This is a genomic window from Streptomyces sp. A012304 (assembly GCF_026008495.1).
Taxonomy (GTDB): Bacteria; Actinomycetota; Actinomycetes; order Streptomycetales; family Streptomycetaceae; genus Streptomyces.
The window spans coordinates 125,945-132,609 of record NZ_BQUN01000116.1 but is presented as its reverse complement, the minus strand read 5'-3'; the positions used below and the strand labels follow the sequence as shown (position 1 = coordinate 132,609).

At 71.8% G+C, this 6,665-nt stretch carries 6 protein-coding genes and 1 pseudogene; 3 read left to right on the top strand and 4 right to left on the bottom strand.

The genetic code is table 11. From position 1 onward, the window contains the following. Both ALMP_RS31505 and ALMP_RS31500 read right to left on the bottom strand, forming a co-directional pair. The coding region (locus tag ALMP_RS31505) for a serine/threonine-protein kinase (RefSeq protein ID WP_264934607.1) at positions 1-950 on the bottom strand (950 nt) is incomplete at its 3' end. 59 nt (positions 951-1,009) lie between these two features. Then, positions 1,010-1,858 (bottom strand): menaquinone biosynthetic enzyme MqnA/MqnD family protein, encoded by an 849-nt coding sequence (locus tag ALMP_RS31500; RefSeq protein ID WP_264934605.1) that lies wholly within the window; start codon positions 1,856-1,858, stop codon positions 1,010-1,012. A 287-nt stretch (positions 1,859-2,145) separates the two neighbouring features. Between ALMP_RS31500 and ALMP_RS31495 the strand changes: the two genes are divergently transcribed. Further along, complete coding sequence (locus tag ALMP_RS31495; protein WP_004984723.1) at positions 2,146-2,349, top strand: cold-shock protein; 204 nt, start codon at positions 2,146-2,148, stop codon at positions 2,347-2,349. Positions 2,350-2,661: 312 nt separating this feature from the next. Here ALMP_RS31495 and ALMP_RS31490 read toward each other — a convergent pair whose 3' ends face one another. Beyond that, positions 2,662-4,893, bottom strand: a complete 2,232-nt coding sequence (locus tag ALMP_RS31490) for a hypothetical protein (protein WP_264934591.1) — start codon at positions 4,891-4,893, stop codon at positions 2,662-2,664. A 122-nt stretch (positions 4,894-5,015) separates the two neighbouring features. Between ALMP_RS31490 and ALMP_RS31485 the strand changes: the two genes are divergently transcribed. Both ALMP_RS31485 and ALMP_RS31480 read left to right on the top strand, forming a co-directional pair. Beyond that, positions 5,016-5,732 carry a TetR/AcrR family transcriptional regulator gene (locus ALMP_RS31485; RefSeq protein WP_264934589.1) on the top strand — a complete coding sequence of 239 codons (717 nt, stop codon included), beginning with the start codon at positions 5,016-5,018 and terminating at the stop codon, positions 5,730-5,732. A gap of 11 nt (positions 5,733-5,743) precedes the next feature. Beyond that, a complete protein-coding gene (locus tag ALMP_RS31480) occupies positions 5,744-6,391 on the top strand; it encodes a class I SAM-dependent methyltransferase (protein ID WP_264934587.1) in 648 nt (215 codons plus the stop codon). Here ALMP_RS31480 and ALMP_RS31475 read toward each other — a convergent pair. Beyond that, positions 6,384-6,656: pseudogene (locus tag ALMP_RS31475) on the bottom strand (ATP-binding protein); the annotation flags it as partial. The gene ALMP_RS31480 and the pseudogene ALMP_RS31475 overlap by 8 nt on opposite strands. Positions 6,657-6,665 lie beyond the last annotated feature (9 nt).

Sequence of the window (6,665 nt, the reverse complement as noted above, 5' to 3'; positions counted from 1 at the left end):
GCCCCGGCGTCGCCCGCCCTCGTCCCCGCCCCCGACCCGGCGTCACCCGCCCCCGCCGCCTCCAGATTCAACAGCCGTACCGCGCTGCGCCCCACCTGCTCCACCACCGGCCCCGGCAGCCACCCGTCCGCCACCAGCCGCGCCGCGCCCTGCGGTGCGAGCCGTCGGCCCACCTCGGCGGGGTCCGGCCGCGCGGTGGGATCCTTGGCGAGGCACGCCTCGACCACGTCCCGCAGTTCGCCCCCCAGCCCCCCGAGCCGCGGCTCCTCGTGGACGACCTTGTAGAGCAGGGAGGCCGAGGAGTCCCCGGGGAACGGCGGCTCGCCGGTCGCCGCGTACGCGAGCACCGCGCCCAGCGAGAAGACGTCGGCGGCGCCCGCGACGCCCTCGCCCAGGATCTGCTCGGGCGCCATGTAGCCGGGCGAGCCGACCGACACACCGGTCGACGTCAGCGACGCCGTGCCGTCGACGGCCCGTGCGATACCGAAGTCGATCAGGAGAGGGCCGTCGACGGTGAGCAGGACGTTGGACGGCTTCACGTCCCGGTGGACCAGGCCGAGTCGGTGCACCGCGGCGAGCGCCTCGGCGAGGCCGGCGCCCAGCACCCGCGCGGTGTGCTCGGGCAGCGCGCCGCCGTCGGCGACGGCCGAGGCGAGCGAAGGGCCCGCCGCGTACCCGGTGGCGACCCAGGGCACGGCCGCCTCCGGGTCGGCGTCCAGCACGGGCGCGGTCCAGGCGCCGCCGACCCGCCGGGCGGCCTCCACCTCGCGCCGGAAACGGGCGCGGAACTCCTCGTCGAGCGCGAGATGCGGATGGACGATCTTCACGGCGACCGTGCGGCCGCCCGCGCTGCGGCCCAGGTACACCCGGCCCATCCCGCCGGAGCCGAGCCGGCCCAGCAGCCGGTAGGGCCCCAACGCGGTGGGTTCGTCGGCTCCGAGCGGCTGCATGACGTCCACCCTTCCCCCGTACGCCGGACCGTACGCCGGACCGACCGGCAGCGTAGTGACTACGGCTGGAGCAGCTCCACTTCGACGTCCGCCGGGAAGCCGGTCGTCGGCCCGACGCGGCGGGCGAACTCGGTGACCGCCGCCAGCTGCGGCTGCCCGAAGCGGAAGTCGAGGGTGGTGAAGTACCGCTCCAGGACGCTCTCGTCGAAGGCCTCCCAGCGGGCCGCCTGTTCGGCGACCTTGCCGACCTCCTCCAGGGAGAGGTTGCGGGAGGCGAGGAAGGCCTCGTGGACCTTGCGGGTGATGACCGGCTCGCGCTCCAGGTAGTCGCGGCGGGCCGCCCACACCGCGAAGACGAACGGCAGCCCGGTCCACTCCTTCCACAGCGCCCCCAGGTCGTGCACCTGGAGCCCGTACTTCGGCCCGTCCAGCAGGTTCGCCCGCAGGGCCGCGTCACCGATGAGGACGGCTGCCTCGGCCTCCTGCATCATCACGCTGAGGTCGGGCGGGCAGGTGTAGTACTCGGGCCGGACGCCGTAGCGGTCGGACAGCAGCAGCTGGGCCAGGCGCACGGAGGTGCGGGAGGTGGAGCCGAGGGCGACGCGGGCGCCGTCCAGCCGGTCCAGCGGGAGCTGGGAGACGATCACGCAGGACATCACCGGGCCGTCGCAGCCGACGGCGATGTCGGGGAACGCGACCAGGTCGTCGGCGTTCTTCAGGAACTCGACGAGGGTGATGGGCCCGATGTCGAGGTCTCCGCGCACCAGTCGCTCGCTGAGCTTCTCCGGGGTGTCCTTCGTCAGCTCGAAGTCGAGGAGGGTGCCGGTTCTCGCGAGCCCCCAGTACAGGGGCAGGCAGTTCAGGAACTGGATGTGGCCGACGCGCGGCCGGGTGCGAGAATTGTCCACATCGCGAGGCTAGACCCCGTGGAGTACGCTGCGGAGTCCGACCCCCCGGGTCAACCCGTTCACCCGATCTTCAAACATCCGGGTGACGTGATCTTGGCCTCTATTGCTTTCGGCTGCCCGCGTGCTAGGCTCGCCGCAAGTTGCAGTTTGGTTTCCCTTGCAGTACAGAGCCTGCGGAGCATGTGACCGCGGGCTCTCGTCGTTTTCAGAAGTATGCAGTTGTGCAGCACTGTTTTCACACTTGCAGGTTCTGGAGCAGGGCAACCCTTTGGGCCCAAGGAGGGCTTATGGCTACCGGAACCGTGAAGTGGTTCAACGCCGAAAAGGGCTTTGGCTTCATCGCCCAGGAAGGCGGCGGTCCCGACGTCTTCGTCCACTACTCCGCGATCAACGCCACGGGTTTCCGTTCCCTCGAGGAGAACCAGCAGGTTTCCTTCGACGTGACCCAGGGCCCGAAGGGTCCGCAGGCGGAGAACGTCACCCCCGTGTGATCGTCACACCTCGTGTGATCGCAGTCTGAGAGCAGTACCCAAGGAGCCCCGGCCTTTCGGTCGGGGCTCCTGCCTTATCCGGCCCCTCGGCTCTTTCGGGCGCGTCCGTCCAGGTGAATTCCTGGCGAACTCTTGCCCCCGCCCGCCGGCCGACGGTCACCGGCCGGCACCCGCCGACCGATTCCGTACGGCCGTCAGGGTGCCGCCGTACGGGTGTGTCGGCCGTCATCACGTCCGCCGTGACGTCCGTGGGGGGGCGGGTCGGTGGGCGACTCCCCCGTCGTCCCGTCGGTGCAGTCGGTGCAGTCGGGCCTAGTCGGGCTCGTCGGTCTCGTCGGTACCGTCCTTGAGCCGGTCGATCAGGTCGCGGATCTCCTGGATCACGGAGGGCTTGACCCTGCGGCGCTTCAGCGTCTGGGCGAGGGTGGTCAGCAGATCGGTGGCCGGCGCGGCCTCCTCCCGCTCGCCGCGTGCGGTCGCCACCCGCTTGACGCCGTCGGTCAGACGGATGTGGCCCAGGGTCTCGGCCGCCGCGTAGCAGTCGCCGTAGGCGCGCTCCGTCAGTTCCTCGGTCTCCAGGTCCAGCACTCCCTGGCGGACCTGCCCCTGGTGGAGGATCTTGCCGGGGACGGCCGCCGCCCTCAGCAGGCAGGAGGCGGCGTGTGTGGCCACGGGTTCCTCGGGGATCCGGTCGACGACCTCCCGCAGCACGTCGTTGGCGTGGTGCATGACGCGGCTGCCGCCGAGGGCGAGGACGCGTCCGACCTCGTCGGTGAAGACGTCGTCCGCCAGCAGCTCCTGCTCACGGCCGGCCGGGCGCCGCACCCGCAGGACGAGCGGCTCGGCCAGGAGCTGTCCCTGCGCCGCCCCGTCGGCGGCCGCCGTGCCGCCGCCACCGGCGGAGCGCAGGGCCGCGTACACGTAGTACGTCCCGGGTTCCGCGATCTGCCAGCCCTCGGCGTCGGAGCTGAGCACCACGGAGTCGTACAGCGCCTCACCCGGCTGGAGCACCACGGGCCGGCGCTGCGCGCAGTAGTGCACGTACGGACGGCGGACGTGGGCTTCCGTGGCGCCCTTGCGCTGGACGACGATGCCGAGTTCGTCGCTGCTCAGCACGTCCCCGTCCACCACCACGGGCACGGTCGAGGTGTTCGCGAGCCTGAGCTCCCCGATCACCGGCTCCAGCATGCCGTAGCGGTAGGTGCCGTCCGGGTCGCGGTCGCGGTTCGCGCGCAGGGTCAGCGTCAGCGGGCCGCCGCTGGTCTCCCGGCGTACCTGTTCGAAGGCGTGGTGGTCCGCCCAGCGGAGGCCGCCCTGCTGGACGAAGCGTTCGGGGGCGTGCCGCAGGAAGACCAGTTCGTCCTCCGAGAACAGGTACCGGAAGTCGGCGAAGAAGGCGTCCGAGCCGCCCGGCACCTTGAACGGGTAGTTCATGAAGCTGCGGGCTTCGGGCTCGTCCGGGACCGGCATCCAGGGGATGCCGAGCGTCTTCTCCCAGGAGTGGACCAGATTGAAGCTGTGTCCGATCTCGTGCACGGCGGTCCAAAACCGCATGCGGCGGGCGAACGCCTTGGGGTCCGGATCGCCCGGCGGCTCGTCGGAGATGAACGAGTCGGAGAAGACCGCGCACCCCTGCCGCTGCACCCCACCCGTGCTGTCGAACATGATCCCCCCGAGTGTCGGTCGTTCGTGCCGGCCCGCGAACAGCGTCCACACCTGCCACTGGGCGATGCCCTGCCCGGCGGGTCCGGGCTGCCACTCCGACCAGTGGGCCTGCATGGCGTCATGCATCTCGACGTCGGACCATCTGTTGTTCGCGGCCGCGGCCAGCGGGATCGTGTTGCCGCCGCCGGTGCGGGTGACCGCGATGCCCTGGCGGGAGAACGCGTCCTCCACACTCAGGATCATGTCCGGGAGGTCGGACGGCCGCCTCGGGTGGTCGTGCAGGGCGTAGGCGTCGGTCTGCTCGGCGCCCTCCACCCGGTCGAACTCGATGCCGACCTCGCGGAACTCGGACTGCTCGAAGGCGTAGCCGAATGTCGTGTCGGGGGCGCCCGGGCTGCTGAAGGTCACCAGTGCCGCGCGCCGCTCCAGCGGCGGTCGGCCGGCGATCCTCACGCCGACCGAGGCGGCGGGGCGCAGGGCGGCGTTGCCGTCGCGGAAGACGATCGGGCCGGCGAAGGAGCCGTCCTGCTGCTTGGTCACTCTGGCGATCCAGGTGAGACCGCCGGTGGTGAGCCGCCAGACCCGGCCCGAGACGGTCATCGTCGGGGCCAGGCCGTCGATGTCCAGGCGAAGCTCCTCGAACAGGCCGAGGGGCAGCGGGGGCGTGACCCGGACGTACACGCCGCTGCGCTGATGCAGCGACGGGAAGGGGAGCGCGCCGGCGGCCTCGGCACCGAGTGTCTCGCGGGCCTGCTCCAGGACTCCGGCCCCGTCGTGCGGCGCCGTCTCCGGGGCACCGCCGGTGTGCCACAGCACGTCCGCCACGGCATGGACCAGTGCGTCGAACCCGCTCGAGGGCCGGTATGCCTGCGTCGTCATGACTTTGCCCAATTCCAGTAGACTATGAGATAAACTTGGCTTTTAAATTGTTTTGCTACGCTTACGTCATATACGTCCAGGTTGCGTCGACGGTGTCGGCGGGTCAAGCGAGGTACGTGGTGGTGGCCCAGGACCACGAGGGCGGCCGGGGGCGGGGGCGGCTGTCCCGCGAGAAGGTGCTCACGGCGGCGGTGACGGTGGTGGACCGGGAGGGCCTGGCGTCGCTGAGCATGCGCCGGGTCGCCGACGAGCTGGGCGTGGAGGCGATGGCGCTGTACCGCTACACCCCGAGCAAGGAGGATCTCCTCGACGGGATCGTGGAAGCCCTGTTCCTGGAGGCCGAGCGACTGCTCGCCGACACTCCCGAGCCGGAGGACCCGGCCGCCTGGCGGGCCGCTCTGGAGCGGCAGGCCCTCGCGATCTACCGGGTGGCGCTCGCCCACCCCCTCGTCGCGCCGCTGGTCGCCACCCGCCCGCTCAGTGTTCCCTTCGCCCGCCGGCCACGGCCGGTGCTGCGCTGCCACGAACGGGTCCTGGGCCTGCTGCGGCGGTCCGGGATGAGCGACGACGAGGCACTGACGCTGTACCGGAGGATCCTGGCCTGGGTGCTGGGCTACATCGTGGTCGAGCTCCGCCAGACCGTGGACGCCCCCGACGAGACCGAGCCCGCCTTCCGGATGGGCCTGCACCGCATCCCGCCCGCCGAGTTCCCCCACCTGCGGGCCGTCGGCCCGCGACTCGCCCAGCGCGGAGGCGAACAGCACCTGCTCGCGGGCCTCGCCGCGCTGCTGACCACGCCCGGCCCGAGCCGGCCGCCGTCTGACAGTGGCGGCCGCTAGTCTCCCCGCCCATGACCGACGCCGACTTCCTCACCGCCACCCGCACCTTCTACGACGCCGTCGCGGACGACTACGCCGACCTCTTCACCGACGAGCCCCGGCCGGCGGACCGGGAGGCGCTCGCCGCGTACGCCGCACTCGTCGGCCCCGGCGCCGAGGTGGCCGACCTGGGCTGCGGCCCCGGCCGGGTGACCGGGTTCCTCGCCCGGCTCGGCCTCACGATGTCCGGCCTCGACCTGTCGGAGGCGATGCTCACCATCGCGCGCCGCGAGAACCCGGGGATCCCCTTCCAGCAGGGCTCGATGCTGCACCTGGAGGGGTACGCGGACGGCTCACTCGACGGGGTCGTCTCCTGGTACTCGTCCATCCACACCCCCGTGGAACAACTGCCCGCCCTCTTCGCCGAGTTCCACCGTGTCCTGGCCCCGGGCGGCCATCTGATCCTCGGCTTCCAGGTCGGCGACGAGCCCCGCCACCACGACCGCCCCTGGGGCCGCCACCCGGTGTCCCTGGACTTCCAGCGCCGCAGGCCCGAAGCGATGGCCGGCCTGCTGACGGCGGCCGGGTTCACGATGCTGTCCCAACAGGTACGCGAACCCGACCCGGAGCGCGGCGAACAGGTCCCACAGGCCTACCTGACCGCCCGCACACCTAGCTGAGCGCGATCTCCGCCCACACGGTCTTGCCCACCTCCCGTTCCATGACGCCCCAGGTCCGCGCCAGCACCGTCACCAGGACCAGCCCTCGGCCGCCGTCCGCCTCCGGGTCCGTCACGATCCGCAGCCTCCGGTCCCCTCGTGTGTCGCTGACCTCGACACGCAGCGTGCCCTCCGGGAGCAGCAGCAGCCGCAGCTCGAAGTCACGGCCCGGCACCCGGCCGTGCGTGACCGCGTTCGCGGCGAGTTCCGCGACGACGTGCTGCGCGGCCCGGAG

Bases quoted from the DNA above. Each gene is read 5' to 3' on its own strand.
- ALMP_RS31495 (WP_004984723.1), top strand. From the start codon at position 2,146: ATGGCTACCGGAACCGTGAAGTGGTTCAACGCCGAAAAGGGCTTTGGC.
- ALMP_RS31480 (WP_264934587.1), top strand. From the start codon at position 5,744: ATGACCGACGCCGACTTCCTCACCGCCACCCGCACCTTCTACGACGCC.
- ALMP_RS31490 (WP_264934591.1), bottom strand. From the start codon at position 4,893: ATGACGACGCAGGCATACCGGCCCTCGAGCGGGTTCGACGCACTGGTC.